This window comes from Polaromonas sp. P1_A2 (genome assembly GCF_056406895.1).
Window position 1 is genome coordinate 859,856 of sequence record NZ_JBFTZI010000002.1, and the last position, 26,162, is coordinate 886,017.

At 65.0% G+C, this 26,162-nt stretch carries 25 protein-coding genes; 8 read left to right on the forward strand and 17 right to left on the reverse strand.

What is annotated here, in order from left to right; genetic code table 11:
• Nucleotides 1-7: 7 nt before the first annotated feature.
• The 4 genes from AC1D09_RS11035 to AC1D09_RS11050 all read right to left on the reverse strand — a co-directional run bounded on the left by AC1D09_RS11035 (nucleotide 8) and on the right by AC1D09_RS11050 (nucleotide 4,152).
• Nucleotides 8-1,003: a sulfate ABC transporter substrate-binding protein gene (locus tag AC1D09_RS11035; protein ID WP_477663021.1), complete on the reverse strand. Its 996-nt coding sequence runs from the start codon at nucleotides 1,001-1,003 to the stop codon at nucleotides 8-10.
• Complete coding sequence (locus AC1D09_RS11040) at nucleotides 1,000-1,599, reverse strand: RBBP9/YdeN family alpha/beta hydrolase (protein WP_477663020.1); 600 nt, start codon at nucleotides 1,597-1,599, stop codon at nucleotides 1,000-1,002. The genes AC1D09_RS11035 and AC1D09_RS11040 overlap by 4 nt, the downstream gene beginning before the upstream one ends.
• Nucleotides 1,600-1,754: 155 nt before the next feature.
• Complete coding sequence (locus AC1D09_RS11045) at nucleotides 1,755-2,405, reverse strand: peroxiredoxin (RefSeq protein ID WP_477663019.1); 651 nt, start codon at nucleotides 2,403-2,405, stop codon at nucleotides 1,755-1,757.
• 841 nt (nucleotides 2,406-3,246) lie between these two features.
• Nucleotides 3,247-4,152, reverse strand: coding sequence for a LysR substrate-binding domain-containing protein (locus tag AC1D09_RS11050; RefSeq protein WP_477664861.1), 906 nt, complete (start codon nucleotides 4,150-4,152; stop codon nucleotides 3,247-3,249).
• Between the two features lie 191 nt (nucleotides 4,153-4,343).
• On the opposite strand from AC1D09_RS11050, the gene AC1D09_RS11055 reads away from it, so the two are divergent.
• Nucleotides 4,344-4,997, forward strand: coding sequence for an FMN-dependent NADH-azoreductase (locus tag AC1D09_RS11055; protein ID WP_477664862.1), 654 nt, complete (start codon nucleotides 4,344-4,346; stop codon nucleotides 4,995-4,997).
• Nucleotides 4,998-5,149: 152 nt separating this feature from the next.
• Entirely contained in the window at nucleotides 5,150-6,064 is a 915-nt protein-coding gene (locus AC1D09_RS11060; RefSeq protein WP_477664863.1) for a TauD/TfdA dioxygenase family protein, read from the forward strand.
• Between the two features lie 474 nt (nucleotides 6,065-6,538).
• On the opposite strand, the gene AC1D09_RS11065 is transcribed toward AC1D09_RS11060, so the two are convergent.
• From AC1D09_RS11065 to AC1D09_RS11090, 6 genes are all read right to left on the reverse strand, one after another.
• Nucleotides 6,539-7,087 (reverse strand): NADPH-dependent FMN reductase, encoded by a 549-nt coding sequence (locus AC1D09_RS11065; RefSeq protein WP_477664864.1) that lies wholly within the window; start codon nucleotides 7,085-7,087, stop codon nucleotides 6,539-6,541.
• A gap of 152 nt (nucleotides 7,088-7,239) precedes the next feature.
• A complete protein-coding gene (locus tag AC1D09_RS11070; protein ID WP_477701049.1) occupies nucleotides 7,240-9,195 on the reverse strand; it encodes a family 2A encapsulin nanocompartment cargo protein cysteine desulfurase in 1,956 nt (651 codons plus the stop codon).
• 12 nt (nucleotides 9,196-9,207) lie between these two features.
• On the reverse strand, nucleotides 9,208-10,140 hold the full coding sequence (locus AC1D09_RS11075) for a family 2A encapsulin nanocompartment shell protein (protein WP_074574500.1): 933 nt from the start codon (nucleotides 10,138-10,140) through the stop codon (nucleotides 9,208-9,210).
• An 86-nt stretch (nucleotides 10,141-10,226) separates the two neighbouring features.
• The gene (locus AC1D09_RS11080) at nucleotides 10,227-10,496 is read right to left on the reverse strand and encodes a helix-turn-helix domain-containing protein (RefSeq protein WP_477663826.1); all 270 of its coding nucleotides are present in this window, start codon (nucleotides 10,494-10,496) and stop codon (nucleotides 10,227-10,229) included.
• Nucleotides 10,493-11,446, reverse strand: coding sequence for a serine O-acetyltransferase EpsC (gene epsC / locus AC1D09_RS11085; protein ID WP_477663825.1), 954 nt, complete (start codon nucleotides 11,444-11,446; stop codon nucleotides 10,493-10,495). The genes AC1D09_RS11080 and epsC overlap by 4 nt, the downstream gene beginning before the upstream one ends.
• Nucleotides 11,447-11,455: 9 nt before the next feature.
• Nucleotides 11,456-11,926: a rhodanese-like domain-containing protein gene (locus AC1D09_RS11090; RefSeq protein WP_477663824.1), complete on the reverse strand. Its 471-nt coding sequence runs from the start codon at nucleotides 11,924-11,926 to the stop codon at nucleotides 11,456-11,458.
• A 326-nt stretch (nucleotides 11,927-12,252) separates the two neighbouring features.
• Between AC1D09_RS11090 and AC1D09_RS11095 the strand changes: the two genes are divergently transcribed.
• Genes AC1D09_RS11095 through AC1D09_RS11110 form a run of 4 tightly spaced genes read left to right on the forward strand, consistent with a single transcriptional unit; the run spans nucleotide 12,253 to nucleotide 16,371 of the window.
• A complete protein-coding gene (locus AC1D09_RS11095; RefSeq protein WP_477663823.1) occupies nucleotides 12,253-13,272 on the forward strand; it encodes an ABC transporter substrate-binding protein in 1,020 nt (339 codons plus the stop codon).
• Nucleotides 13,269-14,123: an ABC transporter ATP-binding protein gene (locus tag AC1D09_RS11100; RefSeq protein ID WP_477663822.1), complete on the forward strand. Its 855-nt coding sequence runs from the start codon at nucleotides 13,269-13,271 to the stop codon at nucleotides 14,121-14,123. The genes AC1D09_RS11095 and AC1D09_RS11100 overlap by 4 nt, the downstream gene beginning before the upstream one ends.
• On the forward strand, nucleotides 14,116-14,976 hold the full coding sequence (locus AC1D09_RS11105; RefSeq protein WP_477663821.1) for an ABC transporter permease: 861 nt from the start codon (nucleotides 14,116-14,118) through the stop codon (nucleotides 14,974-14,976). Before AC1D09_RS11100 ends, AC1D09_RS11105 begins: the two co-directional genes overlap by 8 nt.
• Nucleotides 14,977-15,018: 42 nt before the next feature.
• Nucleotides 15,019-16,371: an LLM class flavin-dependent oxidoreductase gene (locus AC1D09_RS11110; RefSeq protein WP_477663820.1), complete on the forward strand. Its 1,353-nt coding sequence runs from the start codon at nucleotides 15,019-15,021 to the stop codon at nucleotides 16,369-16,371.
• A gap of 89 nt (nucleotides 16,372-16,460) precedes the next feature.
• On the opposite strand, the gene AC1D09_RS11115 is transcribed toward AC1D09_RS11110, so the two are convergent.
• The 6 genes from AC1D09_RS11115 to AC1D09_RS11140 form a co-directional block, all read right to left on the reverse strand.
• On the reverse strand, nucleotides 16,461-17,417 hold the full coding sequence (locus AC1D09_RS11115; RefSeq protein WP_477663819.1) for a TauD/TfdA dioxygenase family protein: 957 nt from the start codon (nucleotides 17,415-17,417) through the stop codon (nucleotides 16,461-16,463).
• Nucleotides 17,418-17,467: 50 nt separating this feature from the next.
• The gene (locus AC1D09_RS11120) at nucleotides 17,468-19,267 is read right to left on the reverse strand and encodes a phosphatase PAP2 family protein (protein WP_477663818.1); all 1,800 of its coding nucleotides are present in this window, start codon (nucleotides 19,265-19,267) and stop codon (nucleotides 17,468-17,470) included.
• A gap of 204 nt (nucleotides 19,268-19,471) precedes the next feature.
• The gene (locus AC1D09_RS11125) at nucleotides 19,472-20,605 is read right to left on the reverse strand and encodes a sigma-54 interaction domain-containing protein (protein ID WP_477663817.1); all 1,134 of its coding nucleotides are present in this window, start codon (nucleotides 20,603-20,605) and stop codon (nucleotides 19,472-19,474) included.
• Nucleotides 20,606-20,634: 29 nt separating this feature from the next.
• A complete protein-coding gene (locus AC1D09_RS11130; RefSeq protein ID WP_477663816.1) occupies nucleotides 20,635-21,429 on the reverse strand; it encodes a MetQ/NlpA family ABC transporter substrate-binding protein in 795 nt (264 codons plus the stop codon).
• A gap of 137 nt (nucleotides 21,430-21,566) precedes the next feature.
• Entirely contained in the window at nucleotides 21,567-22,232 is a 666-nt protein-coding gene (locus AC1D09_RS11135) for a methionine ABC transporter permease (protein WP_477663815.1), read from the reverse strand.
• On the reverse strand, nucleotides 22,222-23,289 hold the full coding sequence (locus AC1D09_RS11140; RefSeq protein ID WP_477663814.1) for a methionine ABC transporter ATP-binding protein: 1,068 nt from the start codon (nucleotides 23,287-23,289) through the stop codon (nucleotides 22,222-22,224). Before AC1D09_RS11140 ends, AC1D09_RS11135 begins: the two co-directional genes overlap by 11 nt.
• 258 nt (nucleotides 23,290-23,547) lie before the next feature.
• Here AC1D09_RS11140 and AC1D09_RS11145 point away from each other — a divergent pair, with 258 nt between their 5' ends.
• Together AC1D09_RS11145 and AC1D09_RS11150 are read left to right on the forward strand one after the other, a co-directional pair.
• The gene (locus tag AC1D09_RS11145) at nucleotides 23,548-24,135 is read left to right on the forward strand and encodes a DUF2239 family protein (protein ID WP_477663813.1); all 588 of its coding nucleotides are present in this window, start codon (nucleotides 23,548-23,550) and stop codon (nucleotides 24,133-24,135) included.
• The gene (locus AC1D09_RS11150; protein ID WP_477663812.1) at nucleotides 24,132-25,505 is read left to right on the forward strand and encodes an MATE family efflux transporter; all 1,374 of its coding nucleotides are present in this window, start codon (nucleotides 24,132-24,134) and stop codon (nucleotides 25,503-25,505) included. The genes AC1D09_RS11145 and AC1D09_RS11150 overlap by 4 nt, the downstream gene beginning before the upstream one ends.
• Nucleotides 25,506-25,532: 27 nt before the next feature.
• Here AC1D09_RS11150 and AC1D09_RS11155 read toward each other — a convergent pair whose 3' ends face one another.
• Nucleotides 25,533-25,952, reverse strand: coding sequence for a hypothetical protein (locus AC1D09_RS11155; protein WP_477663811.1), 420 nt, complete (start codon nucleotides 25,950-25,952; stop codon nucleotides 25,533-25,535).
• Nucleotides 25,953-26,162: the final 210 nt, after the last annotated feature.

The following is a 26,162-nucleotide window of genomic DNA, read 5'->3' on the forward strand; positions in this document are numbered from 1 at the left end:
GCTTGGCTTACTTGACGGTGTAGAGCTTGTCGAACTGCCCGCCGTCGTTGAAGTGCACTTTTTGCGCTTCACCGAGGCTGCCGAAGACGTCCTGCACCGTGAACAGCTGCAGCGGCTTGAAGGTGCTCGCGTATTTCCTGAGCACGGCCTGCGAGCGCGGGCGCAGCGCATGGCGCGCGGCGATTTCCTGGCCCTCGTCCGAATACAGGTAATTGAGGTAGGCCTTGGCGAGGTCTGCCGTGCCCTTCTTGGCGACGGTGCGCTCCACCACCGCCACCGGGTTTTCCGCCAGGACGCTGATGGACGGGTACACCGCGTCCACCTTGCCTTCGCCGAACTCCCGGTTCACCGACAGCACTTCGGATTCGAAAGTGATCAGCACGTCGCCGATATTGCGCTGCAGGAAGACGGTGGTCGCATCGCGCCCGCCCTTGCCCAGCACCGGCACGTTTTTGTAGAGCTTGCCGACAAATTCGGCGGCCTGCGCGTCGGTGCCGCCCTTCTTCTTGGCGTAACCCCAGGCGGCCAGGTAGGCGTAGCGGCCGTTGCCGCCGGTCTTGGGGTTCACCACAACGACCTGTATGCCGGGCTTGACCAGGTCATCCCAGTCCTTGATGCCCTTGGGATTGCCGTTGCGCACCAGGAACAGCATGGTCGAGGTGGTGGGCGATGCGTTGTCCGGAAATTTTTTTACCCAGTCCTTGGCGACCACACCGGCATTGGCCAGGAAGTCCACATCGGTCGAGGTGTTCATGGTGACCACATCGGCGTCCAGGCCGTCGGCCACCGAACGCGCAATGGCGCTGGAGCCGCCGTGCGACTGGTCCACCTTCACGTCCTTGCCGGTGGTCTTTTTGTAGTGGGCGATAAAGGCCGCGTTGTAGTCCTTGTAGAACTCGCGCGCCACGTCGTAAGAGCCGTTGAGCAGCGTTTGCGCCGAGGCGATACCGCTCGTTGCCAAAGCCAGGGCGGCAAGAGCGATTTTGAGTTGTGAGGAAGTCATGCCGTTTTCAGGGATCCGAAAGAGGAAGAGGAAGAAATTCGCGGAGAAGAAAAATCAAGCTGCGGCGCCGAGAGCGAAGCGTCGCCGGCCAGCGACTGCAGCAGGGCAATGCCCAGCGGCCATTCGCCGTGGCCCGATTCGATGTTGATGTGGCCCGCATCCTGCAGGCGCACAAACTCACTGCCCCAGGCACGGGCATAAGCGCCGGCCAGGCGCACCGGACAGAAAGGGTCGTTGCTGCTGGCCACCAGCACGCTGCGGTAAGGCAGCTTCTGGTAAGGCACGGGGGCGAAGTCGCTCAGCACGGCGCGGCGTTCCGGGTCGGCCGGCGCCACCAGCAAGGCGCCCTGTATGCGTTCGGCCGCCTCGGGCGGCAGGTGCGCGGTCGCGATGCAGCCCAGGCTGTGCGCCACCACCACCACCGGCTCGTTCTGCAGCAGGATGGTGTTGGCCAGCGACGCCACCCAGGCCTTGCGCGAAGGCGTGATCCAGTCGTCCTGCCGCACACGCACCGCATTGCTCAGGCGCTCGGCCCACAGGCTTTGCCAGTGGCCGGGGCCGGAGTCGCGCCAGCCGGGAACAATGATGAAGCGCAAAGTGGTGATCCTCAGCGGGTTTCAAGCAGGTGAGCCACGCTATGCGCCACAGCCGTTTGCAAGCCGGGGCCGCGGAACCGGCTTTGCCGGGCCGCAGGCGCAGCGGCCCCCTCGGGGGGCAGCGCATTACGCGAAGCGAAAAGCGTGGGGGCCATTTACTTGTTGGGCTGAGGGGTGACGCGCAGATACGGCTTGATGGCCTTGAAACCCTTGGGGAAACGCTGAGCGATTTCGGCCGGGTCCTGCAGACTGGGCACGATGATCACGTCGTCGCCGTCCTTCCAGTTGACCGGCGTGGCCACCTTGTAGCCGTCGGTCAGCTGCAGCGAGTCAATGACACGCAGGATTTCGTCGAAATTGCGGCCCGTGCTGGCGGGATAGGTGAAGGTGGTGCGAATGGCCTTCTTCGGGTCGATGATGAACACGCTGCGCACGGTGGCCGTGGGGCCGGTGCTCAAGGCGTTCGGGTGGATCATGTCGTAAAGCCCGGCCACCTTGCGGTCCGCATCCGCCAGGATGGGGAAATTCACCGTGGTGTTCTGCGTCTCGTTGATGTCGTTGACCCACTTGCTGTGGGAATCCAGCGGATCGACGCTGACCGCGATGGGCTTGACGTTGCGCCTGGCGAACTCACCGCTCAGCGCGGCAGTCTTGCCGAGTTCGGTGGTGCAGACGGGGGTGAAGTCAGCGGGGTGCGAAAACAGCACCACCCAGGAATCACCGGCCCATTCATGAAAGGAAATCTTGCCCGCGGTGGAGTCTTGCGTGAAGTCGGGGGCGGTGTCGCCGAGTCTGAGAGTGGCCATGGTTTGCTCCTTGAGGTTGCTTGATCAAAGCATTGTGGGGAGCAAGCGTTAAAACGCAAAAGAATATATTGCTCTTAATTTATCTGGTTTCCTGCATAAGGTTTGTTTTTAACGGCTGGCTTCTTGCTGAGGCTTGCTGGCCGGGGTTGCCCGGCGGCAAGTAACTTTCTTTTGCTTCGCCAAAAGAAAGTCACCAAAGAAAAGGCGACCCGCAGTCTGGGTCCCCTACGCTGCGCTGCGGGGCAACCTGCGGTGCTCGAGCCAAGCGGGGTCCGGCTAAACTCGCTTCGCTCAGACAACGCCGGCCCTGATCCGCTTGTCTCTGCGCTCCTCGGCCCAGCCAGGACGGGGCAATCGGGAGCAGGGACAGAAGACAAATACCAAAGAACAAACCAAGACAAACAAGGACTCGCCACGGCGAGTCCTTGTTTCTTCAGGCATTCGGTATTTGGATTTGGTATTCCTCGTCCCCACCCCTTCTGGATGCGCCGAGGAGCGCAGGTCCAGACGGATCAGGGATCGCGTTGTTTGAGCGAAGCGCAGCGTAGCGAGTTTAGCGAGACCCCGGCTGGACCGAGCACCGCAGGTTGCCCGTAGCGCAGCGGAGGGACGCAGACACCAGGGTCGCCTTTTCTTTTGCTTACTTTTGGTGTTTGCGTAACTTCGCTGCGCGAAGTGAGCAAACCCCGCGCGCGTAGCGCGCCTTTTGGCGAACAAAGAAAACCCGCTTTGCGGGTTTCGCTAAAAGTGAGTTGCCGCCGGGCAACCCCCGGCCAACAAGCCTATGCAAAGAAAACAGCCATAGAACAAGAACAGGCCAATGGAGCTTGAGGCCAAAACCTCAAACCAGCGAATCCCCTCTCATCCTCTCTCCAAGGAAATCCAGAAAACTCCTTACCGCCGGCACCTGCCCGCGCCGCGAGGGGAACACCGCGTGCGCCACACCGGAAGGAAGCGCCCAGCCCGGCAACACAGGCACCAGCAGCTGGGCCTGCCGTTCGGCCGCGCTCATGGAGTCGGGCAAAAAACTCATGCCGGTGCCGGCCAGCACCGCGAGTTTCAGGGTCTGCAGGTCGTCGGCGACATAGCGCGGCTGGTGCTGCAGCACGAACTCCTTGCCGCCCGGCCCCAGCAGCCGCCAGGACGAGCGCCCGTCGGCCCAGGACATGGACACGGTGTCGAGCTTGAGCAGGTCTTCGGGTTTTTCGGGCCGGCCCTGGCGCTGCAGCAGGGCCGGGCTGGCCAGCAGCTGGCCGCCGCTGGAGCCCAGGTTCTTGATCACCAGGCTGCCGCTGTCTTCCAGCGTGGGGCGCACGCGCAGCGCGATGTCTATGCCCTCCTCCACCAGGTCGATCACGCGGTTGGTCACGCGCATGTCTATGCGCACCTGGGGGAACATCTCCATATAGCGCGGCACCAGGTAGCCCACCGAGCCCTGCGCCAGCGTCACCGGGCAGGTGATGCGCAGGGTGCCGCGCGGCTCGACCTGCATCTGCGCCACGGCTTCGGAAGCCGCCAGGGCTTCGTCGCGCATGGCGCCGCAGTGGCGCAAATAGATTTCACCAACCTCCGTCAACGAGAGCTTGCGCGTGGTGCGCTGCAAGAGCCGCACGCCCAGCCTGGACTCCAGTTCGGCCACGCGGCGCGACAAGCGTGACTTGGGCAGGCCCAGCGCGCGCCCGGCCGCGGCAAAGCCGCCGCGTTCCACCACCTCGGCGAAATACAGCATGTCATTGAGGTCTTGCATAAAAACCGTCCTTTCTTCACGACCGGATTCGGCCTTCGCTCCCGATTGATTGTCCCAAATACAGGACGATCTATCGCAATTTTACCGACTTATCAATCAATCGACTCATCCGCACAATCTATCCATGGCTGCGATTCAAGGTGAATACGGCCTGAGAACCTGGTCCAACAACACTTTTTAGGAACCCCATCATGAGCAAGCTTCTCCACATCGACTCCAGCATCCTGGGCGGCAACTCGGTTTCCCGCCAGCTCACCGCGCAAATCGTCGCTTCCTGGCGCGCCGGCCACCCCGGCACCGAAGTCAGCTACCTGGACCTGGCCGTTGACACGCCCAGCCACCTCTCGGCCGAGTCGCTGGGTTTCCGCATGCCCGCCGGCAGCGAGCTGAGCGAGGTGCAAAAGCGCGAAAACGCCGTGTCCGAAGCCCTGGTGACGCAATTCCTGGCAGCCGATGTGATCGTGGTGGGCGCGCCCCTGTACAACTTCGCCATCCCCAGCCAGCTCAAGGCCTGGATTGACCGCGTCGCCCAGGTCGGCCGCACCTTCAAGTACACCGAAAAAGGCCCCGTGGGCCTGGCCGGCGGCAAGACCGTGATCGTGGCTTCTGCCCGTGGCGGCGTCTATTCGACCAGCGAAGCCATGACCGCCCTGGAACACCAGGAGAGCTACCTCAAGGTGGTGTTCGGTTTCTTCGGCATCACCGACGTGCGTTTTGTGCGCGCCGAAGGCCTGGCCATGGGCGAAGCCGCCAAGGAGGCCGCCCTGGCCGCCGCGCAGATTGAAATCGTCACGCACACGCAGGCACCGGCCGCCAACCAGGACCGGGCCGCCGTCGCCGCCTGAACCCGGCATTCCGCATCGCAAAAAGCCCGCATCCGCGGGCTTTTTTCATGGCGAGGTAATTACCAAATGACAAATCGATTGTTCACTTTGGGCCGGCGCGTCCCTATATTCAGCGCTGGCCCCGCCATGGGGCACCCATCACAAAGGTGAAGATGACAGCGACTCTGGCTCCCAGCGGGCAAACGGCAGCAGCGACGGCCGCCGCACCCTCCCCCTCCGTTCTTGAGATCCGCCCTTTTGACGCCCCGCTGGGCGCCGAAGTGCTGGGCCTGGATCTTTCCCAGCCGCTCTCCACGGCCGACTTCAGCCGCATACACCGCGCCCACCTGGACCACCACGTGCTGGTGTTCCGCGACCAGCGCATCACGCCGCGCCAGCATGTGGACTTCAGCCGCCGCTTCGGGCCGCTGCAAATCCATGTGCTGAAAAACTTCCAGCTGCAAGACCACCCGGAAATCCTGATCGTCTCCAACATCAAGGAAAACGGCGAACCCATAGGCCTGGGCGACGCCGGCCACTTCTGGCACTCCGACCTGTCGTACAAGGACAAACCCAGCCTGGGCTCGCTGCTGCATGCGCAGGAACTGCCCGCCGAAGGCGGCGACACCCTGTTCGCCAACCAGCACACAGCCTGGGACACCCTGCCCCTGGCCCTCAAGACCGCCGTGCAAGGCCTGCGTGCCGAACACACCTACCTCGCCAAATACGAAGAACTGCGCAGCCGCAGCCCCTGGCGGCCCAAGCTCACCCAGGAACAGGTCGACGAAGTCAAACCGGTGGTCCACCCGGTGGTACGCACCCACCCCGAAACCGATCGCAAGGCCTTGTTCGTCAGCGAACATTTCACCACCCGCATCCTCGACATCCCCGAAGACGAAAGCCAGGCGCTGCTGAAGGAATTGTTCGAACACACTTCGCGCCCCGAACTCATCTACCGCCACCAGTGGCAGCCGCACGACATGGTGTTCTGGGACAACCGCTCAGTCACCCACCTGGCAGCCGGCACCCCCGACCACCTGCGCCGCAAGCTGTACCGCACGACGATTGAAGGCGACGCACCGTTCTGACGACTCGTAGTCGACCTGCGCTTACGACGCCAAGGCCGCGAGCCCTGTCTTGCAGACCGCAGCCCAGGCGGAGCCTGGGCCTCTTCGCACTGTCCAGATGCGCGCAGGCGCATCTGGAGCCGCAGCGCTCAGCCCCAACCCTCTCCCAGAGGGAGAGGGAGTAATAAGGTTCGGCATTGGTATTCGGCTGTTGGGTATTTCTGTCCCCACCCCTTGTGGATGCGCCGAGGAGCGCAGGGCCAGACGGATCAGGGCAAAAACTTGTTTGAGCCGCAGGCGAGTTGTTTTTGACCCCGTCTGGACCGAGCACCGCAGGCTGCCCGCAGCGAAGCGGAGGGACGCAGCAACCAGGGTCGCCTTTTCTTTGGTGACTTTCTTTTGGCGAAGCAAAAGAAAGTTACTTGCTGCCGGGCAACCCCGGCCAGCCGCCCCAAGCAAAAAGCGCAAAGGCCGGAGCAAGACCGGCCCCAACCCTCAAGCGTGTTTCTTCACCCAGCCCACGTAGGCATCAACCCAAGCCTGCAAAAACTTCCGGCTGCCTTCGCTCAAGCTGCCGTCAGCCTCGTACAGGCCTTCCTTGTTATGGATAAAAGCCTCAGGCTGCCCCAGCGTAGGCACATTCAGGTAAGCCAGGATATTGCGCAAATGCTGCTGCGACAGCGCCGTGCCTATGGCCCCCACTGAAGCGCCAATCACGCCGGCCGGCTTGCCGTCCCAGGCGCTCTGGCCGTAAGGGCGCGAAGCATGGTCAATCGCGTTTTTGAGCACGCCGGGAATCGAGCGGTTGTATTCAGGCGTGACAAACAGCAGGCCTTGCGCGGCCTTGATCTCTCCCTTGAGCCTCACCACCTGCGCGGCCGGCTTGCCGTCATCGTCCTGGTTGTAGGGCGGCAGGTCGTCGATGCGCACATGGGTGAAACTGAAGTCCGCGGGGAACAATTTTTCCAGCGCGCGGGCGAGCTTTTTGTTGAACGAATCCTTGCGAATGCTGCCGACGACGACAGCAATGTTGTATTGGGCCATGGGGCTCTCCAGGAAGTGGTGGATGGGATGGGGATGAAAAAAATGGGGGGCCTGAACCGCGCATGCGCGTCAGGCCTCCCACTTTGTAAACCAATTCGGCAATCCCTGCTGTAGGACTCCAGGACACAAAGCATCCCGGGCCCGGTCACCGCTCAGCCCGCGCGCCTTTGCCCGGCCAGGCGCTTGACCACCGCCACCAGCCGGTCTATTTCGTCAAAGGTGTTGTAAAAGGCCAGCGAGGGCCGCACCGTGGTTTCCACGCCAAAGCGCCGCAAGATGGGCTGGGCGCAGTGGTGGCCGGTGCGCACGGCGATGCCCTCTTCATTGAGCGCATGGCCGACCTCCTCGGTGCCGTAGCCCGCCAGCACAAAGGACATCACACTGGCCTTGTCGGCCGCCGTGCCTATCAGGCGCACGCCGGGTATGGCACCCAGCTCCCGCATGCCGTAGGCCAGCAGGTCGTGCTCATAACGCGCGATGTTTTCAATGCCGATGCGGTTCACATAATCGATGGCCGCGCCCAGGCCCACCGCGTCGGCAATATTGCCGGTGCCGGCCTCGAACTTGTTGGGAATCGGCTGGAACACGGTTTTTTCAAACGTGACGTCGGCAATCATGTTGCCGCCGCCCTGCCAGGGCGGCATGTCTTCCAGCACCTCGCGTTTGCCCCAGACCACGCCAATGCCGGTGGGGCCGAAGACCTTGTGGCCCGAGAACACGAAAAAGTCCGCACCCAGCGCCTGCACGTCCACCCGCATGTGCGAGACCGACTGCGCGCCGTCGACCAGCGCCTTGGCGCCGGCCCGGTGGGCCATCTCGACGATCTCCTTGACCGGCACCACGGTGCCCAGCGCATTGGAGACCTGCGTGACGGCCACGATTTTGGTGCGGTCGTTCAGCAGCTTGCGGTATTCATCGAGCAGCACCTGGCCCGAATCGTCGACCGGGATTACGCGCAGCTTCGCGCCCTTGGCAGCGGCCAGCTGCTGCCAGGGCACGATGTTGGCGTGGTGCTCCAGGTTGCTGACAATGATCTCGTCGCCCTCGCCCACATGCTGGCCGCCCCAGCTCTTGGCCACCAGGTTGATGGCCTCGGTGGTGCCGCGCACAAAGATGACTTCATTGACGTCGGGGGCGTTGATGAACTTCTTCACGCGTTCGCGCGCGCCCTCGTAGGCGTCGGTCGCGCGCGCGGCCAGCTCATGCGCCGCGCGGTGGATATTGGAGTTTTCGTGCTCGTAAAAATACGAGATCCGGTCTATGACGGACTGCGGCTTGTGCGTGGTGGCGGCGTTGTCGAACCAGACCAGTTGCCGGCCGTTGACGCGCTCCTGCAGGATGGGAAAGTCGCGGCGCACCGCGTGCACGTCAAAGGCCGGATGCGCCGACTGGCCCGCCAGCGGCACCGTAGCATGCGGCGCGGGTTTGGCCGGCGTGACGTAGCCGCTGGGCAGCACCACCGAATCGACGAAATAGAACTTGGGTCTTCCTCCCTCCCCCTCTGGGGGAGGGTTGGGGTGGGGGCTGCGGGCCGCATCGACGACAGGCGCAGTGGGTGCTGCGCGGCCCCCATCCCTGCCTTCCCCCMGAGGGGGAAGGAGTGAATCCAAAATCAGCGGAAGGGGTGGCGGATGCCCATGCCTCGCGTCGAGGAAGTAGTATGGTGCGGCGCCGGCCGGCGGCTGCGCCGCAGCGGCGGCCTCAGGTACACCCAGCGCAGCGCCGCCAATACGCGGCTCATACGCCGGCAGCACACTGACGGCCGTGTCGGGCACACCGTTGCCGGCCGCCGCATGCGGCAGCAAGGCCGGCGCACGATTCGCCAGCGAAGGAAGCTGTGCCGGTGAAGCCGGAACCAGGTTGGCGCCGGGAATCTGCCCCTGCGGAATCGGCGTACCCGGAACGCCCGGGCCGAAGCCCGCGGGGCTGGCCAGGGGCGAGCCCGGCGGCGCCAGGTGCAAAGGCCCCTGCACGCCCGGCACGGGTGACGCAGGCAGCGTGGGCGCCTGGCCCGGCAAGGCCGCGAACAAGGCGGTGGCCATGCGCGACAGCAGCGCCGTATCGATCGGCGATTCAGGCTGCACGGCCTGGGGAGTGGAAGCGAGCATGTTCACCGCGCTTTATTTATAGGTATCGGGATAGTCGTGGTATTTCCCGATCTCCACGTCATCCAGCACCGCCAGCGCGTCGGTGGTCAGCACCGCGAGCGAGCAGTACAGCGAGATCAGGTAAGACGAAATCGCATGGTTGTTGATGCCCATGAAGCGCACCGACAGGCCCGGGCTTTGTTCGCCGGGCAGGCCGGGCTGGAACAGGCCGACCACGCCCTGGCGCTTGTCGCCCACGCGCAGCAGCAGGATCTTGCTCTTGCCGTCGGCCACCGGCACCTTGTTCGAAGGGATCAGCGGAATACCGCGCCAGGTGATGAACTGCGAGCCGAACAGGCTCACCGTGGGCGGCGGCGTGCCGCGGCGCGTGGCCTCACGGCCGAAGGCGGCAATGGCCAGCGGGTGCGTCAGGAAAAACGCCGGTTCCTTCCAGACCTTGGCCAGCAGTTCGTCCAGGTCGTCGGGCGTGGGCGCGCCGGTCAACGGGAAGATGCGCTGCTCTTCAGCGACCTGCGCCAGCAGGCCGTAGTCGGGGTTGTTGATGAGCTCGCTTTCCTGGTTTTCCTTGATGGTCTCAATCGTCAGGCGCAGCTGCTCCTTGATCTGGTCATGCGGGCTGCTGTAGAGGTCGGAGATGCGCGTGTGCACGTCCAGCACGGTGCTGACCGCGTTCAGGAAATATTCGCGCGGCGCTTCTTCGTAATCGACAAAAGTGCGCGGCAGCTGGTTTTCTTCCTCGCGCGCGGTGCACTTGACCTTGATGGACTCCGGGTTCTTCACCTTGTTGAGGCGGTAGATGCCGGCCTCCACAGGCACCCATTGCAGCAGGTGGGTGAGCCAGCGCGGCGAGATGGTCTCGAGCTGCGCCGTGGTCTTGGTTGCATTGGCTAGTTGCCGCGCGGCGTTATCGCCGAGTGCGGTGGTTCCGCCCACTGTTGCCGACATGTAAAAACTCCCTCGTTAGAAAATGAAAAAAGAAAAATGGAAGAAAGAAACAATGGGCTGCAGTGTCGAAGGCCTGCGGGCAGGCTTCAACATGCTATAGCCATCAAGTTGAGGCCGCGCACCAGGTTGGCGTGGCTGATGGCCTCACCGCGCGTGACCAGCGTGGACGGCGTGACGCCCAGCGCCACCGCAAGTTTTTCGACGGTGACCAGCGAGGCGATGGCCCTGCCCCGCTCGATCTCGCCGACGTAGGATCGGTTCAGGTCCGAGCGCTCGGCCAGCCCTTCCTGCGACCAGCCCTGGGCCTCGCGCGACTGGCGCACCGCGATGCCGAAACTTTCGACCAGCGCTGTCATATCAGTGCGCTCCCCAAGGCCTGCGGCGCGGCCTCCGCACCGGCCTCCCCACCGGCCACTCCACGCGAGACCGCCTGCGTGACATTGCCGCCCGCCGGCACGTCGTAGGTCAGCCAGACATTGCCGCCTATGACCGCGCCCTTGCCCAGGGTCACACGGCCCAGGATGGTGGCGCCGGCGTAGATCACCACGTCGTCTTCCACGACCGGGTGGCGCGGCAGGCCTTTTTGCAGCTTGCCGTCGAGGTCTTTCGGAAAACGCTTGGCGCCCAGCGTCACCGCCTGGTAGAGGCGCACGCGCTGGCCGATCACGGCGGTCTCGCCGATCACGACGCCCGTGCCGTGGTCGATAAAAAAGCCCGCGCCTATCTGCGCGCCCGGGTGGATGTCTATGCCGGTCTGCGCATGCGCGAGTTCGGCCACGATGCGCGCCAGCAGCGGCAAGCCCAGCCGGTACAGCTGGTGCGCCAGCCGGTGGTGGATCATGGCCAGCACGCCCGGGTAGCACAGCAGCACCTCGTCCACGCTGCGGGCGGCGGGGTCGCCGTGGTAGGCCGCCAGCACGTCGCCGTCGAGCAGCTGGCGAATGGCCGGCAAGGCGGCCGCAAAACTGCGCGTGGCCAGCAGCGCTTCGGCCTCAGTCCCGGCATCGCTGCGGCCCTGGTGGCGCGCGCTGTAGGTCAGCTCCAGCCGCACCTGCGCGAGCAGCCCGTGCAGTGCCGAGTCCAGCGTGTGGCCGACATAAAAATCCTCGCTCTCCTGGCGCAGGTCGGGCGGGCCCAGGCGCATCGGAAAGAGCGCGCCCTTGAGCGCCTCGACCACCTCGGCCAGCGCGTCACGCGAGGGAAACTCGCGCCCGCCCGGCTCGCGCGAACGCTTTTGCGATTCACGCCAGCCCTGCCGCACCGCGTGCAGCTCTCCCACAATGTGGTTGACATCAAACACAGCCATGGCGGGGCCTCAATCCTGCACCCAGGGCAGGCCCCGGAAACGCCAGCCGTCGGCCACGCCGCGATGCTGCAGCGCGTCGATCTCGCCTTCAAAGCCTTCAAGCACGTTGTAGACCTGCGTGAAGCCGGCCTTGGCCGCCGCCTCGGCCGCCAGCGCCGAGCGCTTGCCGCTGCGGCACAGCAGCAGCACCACGGCCTCCTTGCCGCCCACCCTGGCTTCCAGCTCGCGCACAAAACGCGGGTTGCGCGTCAGCGCGGTGCCGGTGGCCCAGGCCACGTGCAGGCTGTCCGGCACATGGCCGACAAACTTGCGCTCTTCGCCCGAGCGCACATCGACCAGCAAGGCCTCGCCCGAAGAAAAAAGCCGCCACGCCAATTGCGGCGGCACGCCGCCCGCATAAGGCAGGCCGGCTTGCTGCGCGGCCTCGCGCGCCGCTTCAAGGGCCTGGGGCAAAACCAGTTCGGAAGTTTCAGAAGACATCGTCGTTGTTTCCTGGGCAGTCGTTCAACACAGCCCGGATCAGCCGCCATTTCGATGGGGATGGCCAGCAGCCGGGGTCGATGAACCGAACTCTAGGGGTCGCGGCACAAAACGCCAAAGAACAAAAACGAGATTCCTAAAACCGAAATCGTCCTTGGGCCTCTCGCCTGCGCCAAACCGTGCAGGCCCTGTAAGCCGATCACCAGCCAACTGTTGGAGAAGCAACAGCTGGCCGTCCAAACCCGGCAAAAACCGCCGGAATCGGCCCCAAACCATTGGCATGGATGCTGCGTTGTGGAGCGCGTCAACCACTCACTCCTCACGCCATGAACATCACCCGCTTACTCGGCCTCGCCGCTTTGTCTTTCGGCCTGCTGGCCACCCAGGCCCATGCCGCCCCGCCGCTGGAGAAAACCGAGATCCGCTACCAGGGCTGGGTCGGCCAGGTCACCTGGATAGAACTGGCCGAAGACCTGGGCTACCTCGCGCCGCTCAAGGCCAAGTGGGTGGGCAACACCATCAGCGGCCCGCAGGACATCCAGAGCGTGGTCACCGGCGATGTGGACTTCGGCGGCGCCTTCAACGGCGCGGTCGTCAAGCTGCTGGCCAAGAAGGCGCCCATCAAGGCGGTGCTGGGTTACTACGGCGTCGACGAAAACACCTACAGCGGCTACTACGTCAAGGAAGACAGCCCGATCAAATCCGCGCGCGACCTGATAGGCAAAAAAATCGCCGTGAACACCCTGGGCGCGCACCACGAGTTCATGGTGCGCGAATACCTGGAGCGCGCCAAACTCAGCGAAGCCGAGGCCAAGCAGGTGACCCTGGTGGTCACCCCGCCGGTGACCGGCGAGCAGGCGCTGCGCCAGGGCCATGTGGAGGTGACCACGCTGGGCGGCGTGCTGCGCGACAAGGCGCTGGAGCGCGGCGGCATACGCCCGCTCTTCACCGACCGCGCCCTGTACGGCAATTTCACCGCGGGCACCATCGTCCTGCACAACAAATTCATCGAACAAAACCCGGGCACCACCCGCCACCTGGTGTCAGCGCTGGCGCGCTCCATCGAATGGGCACGCAACACGCCGGCCGCCGAGGTGCGGGCGCGTTTCGTCAAGATCATCGAGGGCCGCAAACGCGCCGAGAGCGCCGACAGCATCCAGTACTGGAAAAGCACCGGCGTGGCGGGAACCGGCGGCGTGATCAAGGACGCCGAACTGAAAATCTGGATCGACTGGCTGGTCAAGGACGGCTTGCTCAAGCCCGGCCAGGTCAAGCCGGCAGACCTCTACACCAACGCCTTCAACCCTTACTTCAACAACGCCGACAAACTGGCGGCCGCCAAATGAGCGCCGCCAAGATCCGCTTTGAAAACGTCAGCAAGGAGTTCACCGTCCGCGCCGACGATGGCGGTGCCGCGCGGCGCTTTGTCGCGGTTCACGATGTCACGCTGGACGTGAAGTCCGGCGAATTCCTGGTGCTGGTCGGGCCCAGCGGCTGCGGCAAGTCCACGCTGCTGGACCTGCTTGCCGGCCTGGCCCTGCCCACCAGCGGCCGCGTGCTGATAGACGGCCAGCCCGTGGCCGGCCCGGCACGCGACCGCGGCGTGGTGTTCCAGCAGTACGCCCTCTTTCCCTGGCTCAGCGCGCTGGACAACGTGGCCTTCGGACTGGAAGTCGCGGGCCTGGGCAAGCGCGCCCGGCGCGAGAAGGCCGCGCACTACCTGGAACTGGTGGGCCTCACGGACTTTGCCAACCGCTTTCCGCATGAACTCTCGGGCGGCATGAAGCAGCGCGTGGCCATCGCGCGCAGCCTGGCCTACGAACCCCAGGTGCTGCTGATGGACGAGCCCTTTGCCGCGCTGGACGCGCAGACGCGCGAAACGCTGCAGGAAGAACTTGTGGAGATCTGGCAGCGCACCGGCAAGACGATTGTGTTCATCACCCACGGCATCGACGAAGCCGTGGTGCTGGGCCAGCGCGTGGCGGTGATGACCACACGCCCCGGCCGCATCAAGCAGGTCGTGGACATCCCCGACTCACTGCGGGCCGGCACCCAGGACGTGCGCTCGCTGCCGTTGTTCGGCGAGTTGCGCCACGAAATCTGGTCGCTGCTGCATGACGAGGTCGCCTCGGCACGCCAGGAGCGCCGCGCGCGCATCGCCTCCCAGCCTCAAATCAAGGAAACCACCCATGTCTGACATTGCCCTGAACCCGGGAAGCCATCCCGCCCATGTATCGCCGCAAACCCTGCAGCTCAAAACACCGCCGGTGTGGCTGCGGCTTTACCACCCGCTTGCCAACGCCACCTGGCGCAGCGGCCTCATCGTGGCGCTGGCCCTGCTCTGGGAACTCGCGCCGCGCCTGGGCCTGACCGACCCCACCTTCCTGCCGCCGCTGACCGAGGTGCTGGCCGCCGGCTGGGCGCTGGCGCTGAACGGCCAGCTCTGGGAACACACCTCCATCAGCCTGGCGCGCTCGCTGGGCGGCTTGCTGCTGTCCATCGTGCTGGCCATCCCGCTGGGGCTGGCCATAGGCTGGTACCAGCGCCTGGGCAATGCGCTGAACCCGCTGATCGAGCTGCTGCGCAACACGGCGCCGCTGGCCCTGCTGCCGGTGTTCCTGCTGTTGCTGGGCATAGGCGAGGTGTCCAAGCTTTCCATCGTGGTCTACGCCTGCGCCTGGCCCCTGCTGCTCAATACCATCTCAGCGGTGCGCCAGGTCGACCCTCTGCTGGTGAAATCGGCGCGCACCATGGGCGCCTCATCGCGGCAGCTGTTCCTCAAGGTGATCCTGCCGGCGTCCGTTCCCACCATCTTTGTGGGCATACGCCTGGCCGCGGCCTCGGCCATGCTGGTGCTGATCGCGGCCGAGATGGTGGGCGCCAAGGCCGGGCTGGGCTACCTGATCATCTACGCCCAGTTCAGCTTCCTGATCGCCGACATGTACTTCGGGATCATCGCCATCACCGCGATAGGCGTCACCGTGAACTTTGTGCTCGAAAGGCTGGAGCGCCATTTCACGGCCTGGAAGCCGGCCCCTGCCCGTCATTGATCCGTCATTGACTCACCCTGCCAGAAAGAAGAAAGACATCTCATGACTCAACGCAAACTGCGCCTGGGCGCATTCATCATGGCCACCGGCCACCACATCGCCGCCTGGCGCCACCCCGGCTCGCAGGTCGATTCGGGCGTCAACATCGACCACTACATCGAGGTCGCGAAAACCGCCGAGCGCGGCCTGTTCGACCAGGTGTTTGTCGCCGACAGCCCGGGCATGGCCTTCCACGGCGATGACGAGGCCTTCAGCCGCCAGGGCCGGGTGTCCTACTTTGAACCCGTCACGCTGTGGGCGGCCCTGTCGGCCGTCACGAAACACATAGGCTTTGTGGCGACCGCCTCCACCACCTATGAAGACCCCTTTTTGCTGGCGCGCAAGTTCGCCTCGCTGGACCACCTCAGCAAGGGCCGCGCCGCCTGGAATGTGGTGACCACGGGCGCCGACAACGTCTACGGCAACTTCGGCCTGGACAAGCACCCCGAGCCCGCGGTGCGCTACGAGCAGGCGCATGAGTTCATCGACGTGGTCAAAGGCCTGTGGGACAGCTTTGAGGACGATGCCTTCCAGCGCGACCCGGTGTCGGGCAAATACTTCGACCCGGCCAGGCTGCACGCAATCAATCACGTGGGCAAGTACTTCAAGGTCAGCGGCCCGCTGAACCTCGAGCGCCCGCCGCAGGGCTACCCGGTGATCGTGCAGGCCGGCTCGTCCGAGCCCGGCCGCGAGCTGGCCGCGGCCTCGGCCGAAGCCATCTTCACCGCCTGGACCAGCCTGGCCGAGGCCCAGGCTTTCTACCGCGACGTCAAGGGCCGCCTGGCCAAATACGGCCGCCGGCCCGAACAATTGCTGGTGCTGCCGGGCATCTCCCCGGTGGTCGGCCGCACGCAAGAAGAAGCCGAGGCCAAGTGGGCCGAACTGCAAAAGCTGATCCACCCCAGCGTGGGCCTGAACACGCTGCACACCTTCTGGCCCGGCGAGGATTTGACGAAGTGGAACCTGGACGCGCCGCCGCCCTACATCCCCGAGCCGCCGCCCGGGCAAAACAGCCGCGCCCACGTGGTGCTGGAGCTGGCCAGGCGCGACAGGCTCACGGTGCGCCAGCTTTATGAATACCTGGCCGGCGCGCGCGGCCACTGGGTGGTGGTGGGCACGCCGCAAACCATTGCGGACAGGATGCAGGCGTGGTTTGAAAACGGCGCGGCCGACGGCTTTAACGTGATGCCGCCGGTGCTGCCCGAATCGCTCAATGATTTTGTCGAGCTGGTGGTGCCCGAGCTGCAGCGGCGCGGCCTCTTTCGCACCGAATATGAAGGCCGCACCCTGCGCGAGAACCTGGGCCTGGACCGGCCGGCCAACCAGTTCAGCGTCAAGGCGCAAAAGGTCGCCTAGCCCTCATTTAACTCACATTCATCGTGTCCCAGTGGGTGGGATTTTTCAGGCCTGCGGTTTCGCACCGCAGGCCTTTTTTTATGCCGGCTTCAGGCAGCAATCGCCACCGGCGCCGCGGTGTTCTTGCCGGCATTGCCTGCCGGCGCCGCCTTGCCATGCACCGTCGAGCGCCGGCCGTCCACGCTGACAGGCACGTCGCCCGCCAGGGTCACACGGCGCACCACGCGGTGCTGGTCGCCGTAGTCGTTGATGGCGTAGTGCTGGGTCGCGCGGTTGTCCCAGATCACCACGTCGCCCTGGGTCCAGCGCCAGCGCACGGTGTTCTCCAGGCGGATGATGTGCTCCTGCAGCACCGACAGCAGGTGCTGCGAATCGGCGCTCGAGTAACCGACCAGCTTCTTGACGAAATGGCCCAGCACCAGCGCGCGCTCGCGCGTTTCCGGGTGCACGCGCACGACGGGATGCTCGGCCTCATGCAAGGTGCGGGTGAAGACCTCGCGATAGTGCCGGGCGCCCTCGTCCGAGATGTCTTTCTCCGGGCGATGCGCGGCATAGTCGTAATCATTGCCGTGCACGGCCCAGAGTTTGTCGGCCAGTTCGCGCAGCGCCGGCGGCAGGCCCTGGTAGGCCGCGGCCGTGTTGGCCCAGACGGTGTCGCCGCCCCAGGGCGGAATCACCACGCCGCGCAACACCGAGATCTTGGGCGGCGCGACCGCGAAGGTCACGTCGGTGTGCCAGGAGTTGGCACGCCCGCCGTGCGCCGAATCGAGCTCCAGGATAAAACCCGTGCCCTCGCGCGTGGGCACCGTCGGGTGCGCCACCGGGTCGCCCAGCCGCTGGGCAAAGGCTTCCTGGGCAGCATCATCAAGGTGCTGTTGGCCGCGCAGGAACAGCACCTTGTGCCTGAGCAGCGCCTGGTTGAGCGCCACCACGGTGTCGCCGGAAATGTCCGCCGACAGCCGCAGGCCGCGCACCTCCGCGCCTATGCGGCCGGCCACTGGCGTGATGTCGAGGGTGGGATGGGACGAGGAATTGAGCTGGGTCATGGAATGCCTTTCTTGAATGGGAAATGGGGTGAAACCGCGGGAGCAGATGCTCAGACAATGGCCCGCGTGCCATCGAAACGCGTGAAGGAAAAACCTTCGAAGGGCTCGCGAAAGCTGGCCTTCTGTTCGCGCAGCAGGCTGATGACAAGGGCCTCGCCCTGGGCATAAGAGGCCGCCGCGTCGGAGCGCCAGTGGATGCCGGCCCAGGACCGCCCGGAGCCGTAATTCAACGCCAGTTTGTTGAGCTCGCCGCCTATGGTCAGGGGCGGGCCCTGGTAAGGGATCAGCCGCGTCGGGTCGGCCGGGTCGGGCTGCACCGGGTTGGGAAACGGCTGGGATTCGTCGTAAAAGGCCTTGAGCAGCGTGGCCGTGACCGCGCCTATGATGGCCGCGCCGCCCGGGTAGGAGGAATGGATGGGCGCGCCTTCGGGATACACCTGCGAGAGCAGGAAGCTGCCGTTCTTTGCGCGGCTGCGCTCCAGCGCCTGGGAGTCCAGCAGCGCCGTGTGGATCGGGTAGTCGCTGGCGCCATTGGCCAGCCGGTGGTGCACCAGGCCGCCAAACGCCTCGGGCCGCAGCACGCGCTGGGCATACCACTTCTGGTAGTAGTTGATGCGGATTCCCAGCGAGGCGGCCAGCGAAAGAATGGACTGGAAGTAGGCCGCGCCAAAGGTGCCGGAGGCGCCGCCCTGCGTCTTCGACCTCAGGTAGGGATTGTTGGGCGCCAGCGGTATCTGCGCGCCCGGGTAGAGCCCGCCGTAGCCGGGGTCAGCGGCGGATGCCGGCGTGCTGAGCAGCTGGTTGCCGACGACCGTGAAGGCGGCGGGGGCGTGCGCGTAGGCGGCCAGGTCGCGCCCGGTGGCGATGTAACGCGGGGTCGGGTCCTGGATGAGCCGCCCGCGCGGCAAATGGCCGTTTTGCACATGCAGCCATTCATCGTAGGCCGTCAAAAACTCGCCGGCCGGGGCGTAGCTGCGAATGCGGGCGGACAGGCTCTGCGGCCCGAAAGGCACGTCGCGGTAGAGGAACTGCGAAATCACCGGACCGTCCACAACGCCAGGCGGTGTGACCCAGCGGCCCGTGCGGCCGCTGGGGTCCTTCGCATCGACATACAAGGCCGCGCCGCGAAACAAGGTCTGCGGCGTCACGCGGCCGTTGACCTTGGGGCCGTGGAAATCAGGCGCGCGGCTGATCTCTTCGGCGGCCAGCAACACGTCCTTGTGGCTGGTGCCCTCGCGGTATTCGCTCAGGGGCACGTCGCGCAGCAGCGATTTCCAGTACAGCTCGACGGCTTCACCGGCACGCGCCGCGCTGGCCAGCGCCGGCGCGGGCGGCAAGCTGAATTGCCCGGCGTTCAGCCCGTCGAGGCTGACAGCCAGCGTGCCCACCGGGTTGAGCAGCTTGCGCGTGCCGCCCAGCGGAATTTTCTCGAAGTCAGCCGGCTCGCGCGAGGCGAATGCCGCGGTGGCCAATTTCCATGCGGCCGGGTCCACCTCGCCGCGGGCGTTGTGCGGCAAGGCGCGGCTGTCCGAACCTATCCTGTTCGGGTAGCGGTCTTCATCGCCATTGGTGGGATGCGGCGGGATGGGCAGCTCGGCATTGGCCTTGGCCAGGCCGGTACGCAAGGCCGATGCGCGCTGGCGAAAGTGTTCGTCATAGGCATGCTCCGCCGTGGCGCTACCCTGCGCCGCCGCAGGCAGCGCAGTCAACAAAGCCGGAGCTGCCGCCGTGGCGGCCAGGCCGGCGAGGCCGGCGCCGGCCTGGCCAAGAAAGCCGCGCCGCGGGAGGTTCTGCGGCGCGCCGCTGGAATCACTGGAATCGCTGAGGGTGCTTGGGATGTGCTGGGACATGAAGACCTTGAAAAAAATGAAGGTGTGACAGCCGGCATGCCAACAGCGCGGCTGTGGCATGCCGCCCAGTTACTGCAGAAGCCATGCCAGCGAAACCGGCCTGCGGGGAGGGGATTTGGCGTCCCGGCTGCTGGAAAACAAACAGTGCCGTGATGAATGCAGCACAGTGCGCACCACCCTGCGCAAAATGCAGCAGTGAGTGGCTCAGTCCGCGGTCGCCGATGCCAGCGATGCCACCGGCTCAGAAACATCATGCGCTGCATCGAGCAGGCCATGGCGCTTGAGCAGGGTTCGCAGCACATTGCGTGACAGGCCCAGCCGGCGCGCGGTGTGCACCTGGTTGCCGCCGCACAGTTCGTAGGCGGTCTTGACCAGGGTTTCTTCGACCTGGTTGAACAGCCCGGGCTGCTCGACCTTCATGCGCTGCAGCAGTACATCGCGCAGCGCGTCGGATGGGGGAGCGGGAACAAGTTCGGCCGCGGTGTCTTCGCCCTGCGCTGCCGGCGGTGCCGGCCTGCGGCCGCGCGATGCGCCGGCGACCGAGCGCTGGATCACCTGCAAATCCACCGCCGTCAGGACGCTGTTGGGCGCCACGATGAGCGCGTAATGCACGACGTTCTCGAGCTCGCGGATATTGCCCGGCCAGTCATGCGCGAGCAAGGCTTGCTCGGCGTCGAGCGACAGCCTGGCACCGGTGACGCCCAGGCGCTGCGAATAACTGGCCAGGAAATGGCGCGCCAGCGGCAGGATGTCGCCGGGGCGCTCATACAGCGGGCGTAACTCCAGCGTGGCCACGCTGATGCGGTAATAGAGGTCGGCGCGGAAGTGGCCGGCGGCCACCGCGTTGCGCAGGTCGACGTTGGTCGCGGCGATCAGGCGCACATCCAGCGCAATGGGCTTGCGCGAGCCCAGGCGCACCACCTGGCGCTCCTGCAACACGCGCAGCAGCTTGACCTGCAGGGCCAGCGGCAGGTCGCCGATCTCGTCGAGGAAGAGCGTGCCGCCGTTGGCGGCCTCGAACCAGCCCGCGCGCGCTTGCGAGGCGCCGGTGAAGGCGCCGCTTTCATGGCCGAACAGCTCGGCATCGATCAGCGCTTCGCTGAAGGCGCCGCAGTTAACCGCCAGGAAAGGCCCGCGCCGGCCGCTGCCCTGGTGCACGCGGCGCGCCAGCAATTCCTTGCCGGTGCCTGTCTCGCCGATGATCAGCACCGTGGCGTCAGTGGGCGCGACCTGCTCGACGCGCGCCAGCAGCGCGACCGAGCCCGGGTCCTCGAACACCAGCGCCTTGGCGCGTATGGACAAGGCGCCGGCATCGGGAAGCGTCAGCAGCTGTGACATGCGCGCGCCTCAGGCCTGGGAGGCTTGCTTCAGAAACCGGCCAGCACCGCGCCCTTGAACTCGGCCTGCACGTACTTGCGGATTTCTTCCGAGTGGTAGGCCTTCACGAGCTTGGCAACCCAGGGCTTGTCCTTGTCCTGCTCACGCACGGCCAGCAGGTTGACGTAAGGCGACTTGGCCGCTTCCTGCGCAATCGCGTCCTTGGGATTCAGGCCGGCCGACAGCGCATAGTTGGTGTTGACGGCCGAGGCGTCCAGGTCGTCCAGCGAGCGCGGCAGCTGCGCGGCGTCGAGTTCCACGAACTTGAGCTTCTTGGGGTTCTCGACCACATCCAGCGGCGTGGCCTTGAGGCCGGCTTCGGGCTTGAGCTTGATCAGGCCCTTGTCCTGCAGCACCAGCAGCACGCGTCCGCCATTGGTCGGGTCGTTGGGGATGCCGAAGCGCGCGCCTTCCTTCAGCTCGGCCAGGCTTTTGACTTTCTTGGAGTAAAGGCCGATCGGGAAGTTGACGGTATAGCCGACGTTGACGATCTTGTAGCCGCGGTCCTTGACTTGCTGGTCCAGGAAGGGCTTGTGCTGGTAGCTGTTGGCGTCCAGGTCGCCGGCGGCCAGCGCGGCGTTGGGCTGGATGTAGTCGCTGAATTCGACGACCTGGATTTTCAGGCCGTCTTTTTCGGCGATCTTTTTGACCTGCTCAAAAATCTGCGCGTGCGGGCCGGCGGTGACGCCTATCTTCAGGGGTTTGTCCTGCGCCAGCACGGCAGAGGAGAATGAGGCGGCCAGCGCGAGCGCGACGGCCGATTGGATGAGAGTGCGTTTGTTCATGGTGTTTCCTTTGGATGAATTGAAAAAATCTTGTCCCCTCCTCCCCTGGGAGAGGTTTCTGTCTTGCTCCTTCTCCCCCGGAGGAGGGAGAAACTCAGGGAATCAACATCGCTGTTGACAGGCGATGAAGGCTCGGCTCATTTGTGGCTCAGCCTGCGCACGGCCCAGTCGCCCAGGCTTTGCACCGCCTGTACAAACAGGATCAGCACCAGCACCACGGCCAGCATGACTTCGGGCAAAAAGCGTTGGTAGCCGTAGCGGATGCCGAGGTCGCCCAGGCCGCCGCCGCCAATCGCGCCGGCCATGGCCGAATAACCGGTCAGGCTCACAAAGGTGATGGTCAGGCCCGCGACGATGCCGGGCAGCGCCTCGGGCAGCAGCACCTTGAGCACGATCTGCCGCGTGCTCGCGCCCATGGCCTGCGCGGCTTCGATCAGGCCGTGGTCCACCTCGCGCAGCGAAGCCTCCACCAGGCGCGCGATAAAGGGCGCCGCCGCAATCGTGAGCGGCACCACTGCGGCTGCCGTGCCTATGGAGGAGCCGGTCAGAAAGCGCGTGAGCGGGATGATGGCCACCAGCAAAATGATGAAAGGCGTGGAGCGCACGGCGTTCACCAGGCCGCCGACCACGCGGTTCACGCCCGCGTTGCGCAGCACGCCGCCCTCATCGGTCAACCGCAGGAAGACACCCAGCGGCACGCCTATCAGCGCACCGACCAGGCCCGAGATGCCGACCATGATGATGGTCTCCCACAGCGAACTGACAAACAGCTCCAGCAGGGCTTGCGAAAAATTACTGAACACTGGCGAGCCTCCCGGTCAGATCCGCGCCGACTTCATCGACATGCACCCCGGCACCGCGCAGATGCGCCACCGCCGCGCTGAGCTGGGCACGCGCGCCGCGCGCGAACACCGCGAGCGAGCCGAAAGGTTTTCCCTGGATTTCATCAACCTGGCCGTGCACGATGGAAAGATCAATGCCAAAACGGCGGATCACGTCCGACAGCAGCGGCCGGTCGGACTCATCGCCCGCGAACGCCAGACGCAGCAGTTGGCCTTCTTCGGCGTGCTCTGCACTCATCAGTGTCCGGATGCGCGCAAGCACACTGTCAGGCAAGTCCTGCGGGACGATCTCGGCAATCAGGCTGCGGGTCGTCTCGTGCTGCGGGCGCGTGAAGACGTCGATGACCGGCCCGCTTTCCACAATGCGGCCCGCGTCTATCACCGCGACGCGGTCGGCCACCTGCTTGATCACCTGCATCTGGTGGGTGATCAGCACGATGGTCAGGCCGAACTCCTTGTTGATCTGCTTCAGCAGGCCCAGGATGGAGCGTGTGGTTTCCGGATCCAGCGCCGAGGTGGCCTCGTCCGACAGCAGCACCTTGGGCCGGTTGGCCAGCGCACGCGCAATGCCCACGCGTTGCTTTTGCCCGCCGCTGATCTGCGCCGGGTAGCGGTCCGCCAGGGCGCTCAGGCCCACCAGTTCCAGCAGCGGCCCGACCCTGGCCTTGATCTCATCGGCCGGCAGCCCGGCAATCTCCAGCGGCAGGGCCACGTTGCCGTAGACCGTGCGCGAGGAAAGCAAATTGAAGTGCTGGAAGATGATGCCGATGTCGCGACGCGCCACACGCAGCGCCTCGCCGCCCAGCGAGCTCAGCTCGCGGCCGCCCACCAGCACCTGCCCGGCGGAGGGCCGGTTCAGCAGGTTGATGACCCGCACCAGGGAGCTTTTGCCGGCGCCGCTGCGGCCGATGATGCCGTAGACCTCGCCCGGCTGGATGTGAAGGTCGACGCCCCTGAGCGCGTCGACCGGGCCCGTGGGGCCCTGGTAGGTTTGAACAATACCTTTGAGTTCGATCATGAAATCCTGCTGACTTTTGCCGCCTTCGCGCTTCTTGTGGAAAACCGCTGGCTGCTTTTTTTTGAACAGACAGCGAATGTAGAAGCCTGAAGCTCAAACTCAAAAGAATATTAAATAGGTTAATTAGATGAAATTCAGACTATGTAAATAATTGCACCCGGCTTCAATAGGGCTGGACAATTTATACCCGGGTGTTATAGAATTAATTCACCCGGATTAAATTAATCCTCTTTTTTGACATTTACTGAGCCTGTTGCCATGCCATCCCAACCATCTCCTGAAACTTCCCCGCGCCTGGTCGCCTTCTCAGGCTTCCGGCAAGTTGCCGCCGGCGACCATGCGCAAGTCCTCGGCGCGCTGCGCAAGCTGTCCAGCACCGAAGAGCTGCTGCGTGTTTTTAACGAGGCCACCGGCGAGCGCATAGACCTGGACCTGCGCCCCGAGGCGGATTTGCCGTCCTCGCCGGCCACCGCTGAAGCGCCGCAAACCTCCGCCGCGCGCCCCGTGGGCCGGCCCAAACTCGGTGTGGTCGCGCGTGAAGTCACGCTGCTGCCCCGGCACTGGGAATGGCTGGGCAGCCAGCCCGGCGGTGCCTCCGTCACCCTGCGCCGGCTGATTGATGAGTCGCGCAAGGCCAGCGAAGGCCGGGTCAGCGTACGCACCTCGCGCGAAAACGCCTACCGCTTCATGAGCGAGATGGCCGGCGATTTCGCGGGCTTTGAAGAAGCCAGCCGCGCACTGTTCGCGGGCGACAAGCCCAAATTCGAAGGCCTGGTCGCGCCCTGGCCGCAAGACGTTCGCCTGCAGCTGGCGAAGCTGGCGGCCGCCGGCTGGAGCGCCGAATGACGCCGCCCGCCGCCAAAACGCTGAGCGAGGGCGTGCCGATGTGGAAAACCTTCGCGGCCTTTCTGGGCCCCATGCTGCTCAGCAACATCCTGCAATCGCTCTCGGGCACGATCAACAACATCTACATCGGCCAGATGATTGGTGTGGGAGCGCTGGCGGCCGTGACCAGCTTTTTCCCGCTCATGTTTTTTCTCATCGCCTTCACCATCGGGCTGGGCGCGGGCGCGTCGGTGCTGATAGGCCAGGCCTGGGGGGCGCGCGACACCGGCAAGGTCAAGGCCGTCGCCGGCACCACCCTGGCGGTGGGCGCGGGATTCGGCCTCACGGTCGCCGTTTTTGGCGGCGCCTTCACCGCGCCGCTGCTCAAGGCCCTGGGCACACCGCCCGACATCCTGGCCGATGCCACGCTTTATGCCCGCATCATGCTGGTCGCCATGCCGGGGCTGTTCGTCTTCCTGCTGTCGACCTCCATGCTGCGCGGCGTGGGCGACACGGTGAGTTCGCTGTACACGCTGTGCATTTCCACCGCCTGCGGCCTGCTCGTGACGCCCGCGCTCATCCTGGGCTGGGGCGGACTGCCCAAGCTGGGCGTGGCCAGCAGCGCGGTGGCCACCATCCTGTCCTTCCTGGTCTCGACCGCCTGGCTGGCCCGGCGCCTGCACGCCATCAAGAGCCCGCTGGCACCCGACGCCGAATTCAGGCGCCTGCTGCGCGTGAACCCCGCCATCCTCAAGACCGTGCTCAAGGTCGGCGTACCCACCGGGGTGCAGCTGGTCGTCATCTCGCTCGCCGAGATCGCCCTGCTCTCGCTGGTCAACGGCTATGGCTCCAGCGCCACGGCGGCCTATGGCGCGGTGAACCAGGTGGTGGCCTATGTGCAGTTCCCGGCCATTTCCATCGCCATCACCGCCTCCATCCTGGGCGCGCAGGCCATAGGCGCGGGCCGCACCGACAGGCTGGGCGCCATCACACGCACCGGGCTGCAGATGAACCTGGCGCTGACCGGCGTGCTGGTCTTGCTGGGCTATCTGTTCTCGCGCCACCTGATGGCCCTGTTCATCACCAGCGAACCGGTGATAGAGCTGTCGCAAACCCTGCTGCACATCATGCTGTGGAGCAGCGTGGTCTTCGGCATGCAAGGCGTGGTCTCGGGCGTCATGCGCGCCAGCGGCACGGTCTGGGTGCCCATGGGCATTTCGATTTTCTGCATCGCGCTGATCGAGGTGCCCACGGCCTGGGTGCTCAGCCACCGCATAGGCATCAACGGCATCTGGATTGCCTACCCCGTCACCTTTATCGCGATGCTGGGCCTGCAGACCGCCTATTACCGGCTGGCGTGGAAGAAAAAAACGATACGGCGCTTGATATAGGGACAGGCCCCAGGCACCGGCGCCGCTTCAGTGGCGTATGAACTGCGCATCCGGCACGGCGAACAGCCCGTCGTTGCCGGACTTTCCGTCCAGGAACTCCCCGCCCACACGAAGCGCCTCCGCGATCAGGCGTTTCACGCCGTCGAGCTTGTCGGCCAGGCCCGGAGAGATGCCCACGAAGGAATAGACGCAGTAGCTTTCATGCCGCACCACGGCAAACTCGCCGTCCATCACAAAGGCGTAACACCAGGCGGCATCCGTCCTGCCGGCCAGCGAAACCGGCAGCAGGCAGGCCTTGACGCCTTCGTCGACGGCCCAGGTCTGATGCTGGAGTTCCTGGGAAGCGGCGTCCGCGGAGTGGACGAACTTGCGTATCTTGCGCTTGAGGTCGGGTGTCCAGAATGAGTCAAAAACATCCCGGGCAACGGGTTGAATCACGAATGCCATGGTGGTCTCCTACGAAGGGCTGGCGGGTGTCGGAATCGGGGGTGGAGTAGCCCCCGGCGGTCGCTGATTGCCGGACCATATTCGATTTCCCGGCCGCCATTGCGGCGAATTGTCCGTGGCTGGAAATTTGAAGTGGGATAGTCGCAATCCGGCATTCGGTGCCCATGGACACCGAGCCCGTTCAAGGTCCGTTCAAGGCCTGTTCAGCGA